The organism is Oceanospirillum sediminis, assembly GCF_014164585.1.
Taxonomy (GTDB): Bacteria; Pseudomonadota; Gammaproteobacteria; order Pseudomonadales; family Halomonadaceae; genus Oceanospirillum; species Oceanospirillum sediminis.
The window spans coordinates 1-354 of the sequence record NZ_JACJFM010000240.1 but is presented as its reverse complement, the minus strand read 5'-3'; the positions used below and the strand labels follow the sequence as shown (position 1 = coordinate 354).

Below are 354 nucleotides of genomic sequence, written 5' to 3'. Positions count from 1 at the left end.
TGAAAAACAAAGAGACAACCACGGTGGCATTCACTGCAGCTCTAGGAGGAGGGGGCGCGGCCTATGGACCGTTCAACATAGCAACAACTTTAATGTACAAAACTGTCATAACAAACATCGGCAACGCCTACAATCCATCAACAGGTATCTTCACTGCACCTGTTTCAGGTCTTTATTACTTTACCATCTTCTATCATGCTGGAGGGCAATCCGTGGCACACCTGACTCTTTACAAGAACAATGAAGTTGTCGTCATTACGTCTGATCACACGTCGTCTGAGTTTGACACAGCTGATAACGGAGGAAATGCAGCATTCGTGCAGCTGCAGTCAAGAGACCAGGTGTATGTGCGCA

1 protein-coding gene is annotated in these 354 nt (G+C 46.9%); it reads left to right on the top strand.

Features of this window, described 5'->3' with window-relative positions:
• Window positions 1–354 (top strand): C1q-like domain-containing protein (locus H4O21_RS24735; RefSeq protein ID WP_220495887.1); only part of this gene is annotated, 354 nt, incomplete at both ends.